The 2,902-nt window shown below is 73.5% G+C and carries 3 protein-coding genes; 1 reads left to right on the top strand and 2 read right to left on the bottom strand.

The genetic code is table 11. From position 1 onward, the window contains the following. A partial coding sequence (locus HMPREF0731_RS19180) for a polysaccharide biosynthesis/export family protein (protein ID WP_007005869.1) occupies positions 1-1,528 on the top strand: 1,528 nt, incomplete at its 5' end. A 224-nt stretch (positions 1,529-1,752) separates the two neighbouring features. Here HMPREF0731_RS19180 and bluB read toward each other — a convergent pair. After that, complete coding sequence (bluB, locus tag HMPREF0731_RS19175; protein WP_007005867.1) at positions 1,753-2,385, bottom strand: 5,6-dimethylbenzimidazole synthase; 633 nt, start codon at positions 2,383-2,385, stop codon at positions 1,753-1,755. Then, positions 2,382-2,902, bottom strand: a 521-nt coding sequence (locus HMPREF0731_RS19170; RefSeq protein ID WP_040614054.1) for a hypothetical protein, incomplete at its 5' end; no start/stop codon positions are given. The genes bluB and HMPREF0731_RS19170, both read right to left, overlap by 4 nt.

Below are 2,902 nucleotides of genomic sequence, written 5' to 3'. Positions count from 1 at the left end.
GACGGTGGAGGGCCCGCTGGCCGAGCCGCGCCGCCCGCCCGGGCCGAGCCGCACCGTCTTCGGCGCCGCCCTGTTCGCGCGTGGCGCGCCGAGCCCCTCGGAATCCAGCAACCCGAACTACCGGCTGGGCGTCGGCGACCGCGTCTCGGTGCGCGTCTGGGGCCCGGTGGAAGCCGAGGTGATGGGCGCCATCGACCCGGACGGCAACCTGTTCCTGCCCTCGGTCGGTCCGCTGCGCCTGATGGGCGTGCGCGCCGGCGATTTGCAGCGCACGGTGGAGACGGAGCTGCGGCGCATCTACACGCAGCAGGTCAATGTCTATGCCGTGCTGCTCTCGGCCAGCCAGATCGGCGTCTATGTCACCGGCTTCGTCAAGATACCGGGCCGGCACAGCGGCTCCGGCTCCGACACCGTGCTGGACTTCCTGCTGCGCGGCGGCGGCGTCGATCCGGTGCGCGGCTCCTACCGCGACATCGTGGTGCAGCGCGGCGGGCGGCCGGTGCTGCGGCTCGACCTCTACCCCTTCCTGCTGCAGGGCCGCCTGCCGGGGCTGACGCTGCAGGATGGCGACACCATCGTGGTCGGCAAGCAGGGCTCCACCGTCTCGGCCGATGGCGCGATCCGCAACAACTACCTGTTCGAGGTGGCCGGCCGGTCGATGACCGGGGCGGAGCTGATGGAGCTGTCGGCGCCGCTGCCGGCGGCGACCAACGCGGTGATCCGCGGCACCCGCAACGGCCAGCCCTGGTCGCGCTATGTCGATGTGACGGAGCTGCGCCGCACCGCGCTGCTGGACCAGGATGTGGTGACCTTCATCACCGATTCCCCGGCGCCGACGGTGCGGGTCTTCGTCGAGGGCAGCCGGCTCGGCCCCTCGGTGCTGGTGGCGGACCGCGACATCAATCTGTGCCAGGTGCTGGACCACATCGCGGTGGATCCGGCGCTGGCCGATACCAGCGCGGTCTACATCCTGCGGCAGCGCCTGGCGGCGCAGCAGCGGCGCTCGATCAACGAGGCGCTGGACCGGCTGGAGCGGCAGCTCTTCACCTCCACCTCCACCACCACGGGCGTCGCCGAGATCCGCGCCAGCGAGGCGCAGCTGGTGGCCAGCTACATCGCCCGCGGCCGGCGCATCCAGCCCGAGGGGCGGCTGGTGGTGGTCGACGATGCCGGCCGCTGCGCGCGGGTGCGCATGGAGGATGGCGACACCATCGTGATCCCCGAGCGCTCCGACACCGTGCTGGTGGGCGGCGAGGTGGTCAGCCCGATGGCCGTGGTCTGGCGCCCCAACATGACGATCGAGGATTACGCCAAGGCGGCCGGCGGCTTCACCCAGCGCGGCGACAGCAGCAACATCATGATCCGCCGCCCGAGCGGCCAGCTGATCCTGGAGCCGCGCGAGGGCCCGCGCCCGGGCGACGAGCTGATCGCGCTGCCGCGGCTGGACGCCAAGAGCTTCCAGATCGCCCGCGACCTGCTGCAGCTGATCTACCAGTCGGCGCTCTCGGCCCGCGTCTTCACCAACTGACGCGGATTTTTTTCAGCGATGGAAAAGGGCGCCTGCGGGCGCCTTTTTTTGTGGGACGGGCCGATGCCGCGCCGCCCTTCCTGAAAGGGACGGCACCGCTCCGATGGCAACAGACCGGGAGGGGCCTGCCTGAGGCGTGTTTCTCGCCCCCGGCGACGGCAGCCGGAAGCGCCCCGCTTCACCACGAGACAGCGGCAGCCTGAAAAAAACGGCAGCCCGAAAGGTCAACGGGACAGGCGGGGGATGGGGCGGCGGGTTTCCCAGCCTTCGCGCTGCAATTCCGGCTCGGCCTCCACACTGGCCGGGTAGCCCAGGCAGAAATAGCCGATCAGCCGCCAGCCCGCCGGCACGTCGAGCGCGGCGGTGACGACCTCCGGCTCCAGGATGGAGACCCAGCCCAGGCCGATGCCCTCGGCGCGGGCGGCCAGCCAGAGGGTGTGCAGCGCCATCACCGCGGAATAGTCCAGGGTCAGCGCCATGGTGGCGCGGCCGAGGCCGTGGCCCTGCTCGGGGTCGGGCAGGCTGAACAAGGCCAGCTGGCAGGGCGCCTGGTCCAGCCCGGCGAGCTTCAGCCGGGCGTAGAGAGTGGCGCGCTCGGCGGGCAGGCCGGCCAGGGCGGCGGCATTGGCGCGCAGGAAGCTCTCCCGCACCGCGGCCCGGCGCGCCAGGTCGTCGACGATGACGAAGCGCCAGGGCTGGCTCAGCCCGACCGAGGGGGCGAGGTCCGCCAGGTCCAGCAGCCGCTCCAGCGTGGCGCGCGGCAGGGGTTCGGGGCGGAAATGCCGCACGTCGCGGCGCCAGCGCAGCAGGTCCTCGAAGCGGGCGCGGAAGCCAGCGTCGAACTCCGGCGGGATCATGCGCCGGAGAGCAGGTCGCGGGCGCGGCGGAAATGCTGCGCCTCCAGCAGGTCCAGGCGCTGGTCGATCCGCTCCGCCTCGGCATAGCCGAGCCGGGTGACGCCGAGGCCGATGGCGCGCCCCTCCGCCTCGGCCGGGGCGCGGCAGAGCAGCTCGATGCGCAAGGGGCCGGCGGCGGCGGGGACCGCCAGCGCCACGGCGCGGTGGGCGCCGGCGGGCAGGGTCAGGGCGAGCGGGTCGGCCAGCAGCCTTCCGCCGCGGGTGACGGCGATCTCCACCGCCTGCTCCGCCTCCGGCGCGCCGCGCAGGCCGAGCTCCAGGCGCAGCGCCGCCTCGGGCAGCGCCTCGGGCAGGCCGAGCGCGGCGAGGCCGGGGCGGGTCCAGCAGCCCCAGGATTCGAGCGGGTGCCAGCCCTCGCCCTCGCGCAGCGATTCGGCCAGCGCCATGGCGAGGTTCGGGCGCGGCGCGTCGAGCCGCGCCAGAGGGTGCGGCAGGCCCGGCGCCAGCGGCGGCAGCG

Source organism: Pseudoroseomonas cervicalis ATCC 49957 (assembly GCF_000164635.1).
Taxonomy (GTDB): domain Bacteria; phylum Pseudomonadota; class Alphaproteobacteria; order Acetobacterales; family Acetobacteraceae; genus Pseudoroseomonas; species Pseudoroseomonas cervicalis.
Note: the sequence above shows the minus strand (reverse complement) of the source record. Positions and strands in the feature narration are given on the sequence as shown.

Coding starts and splice junctions, on each gene's coding strand:
- bluB (WP_007005867.1), bottom strand. CDS start 2,385: ATGATCCCGCCGGAGTTCGACGCTGGCTTCCGCGCCCGCTTCGAGGAC.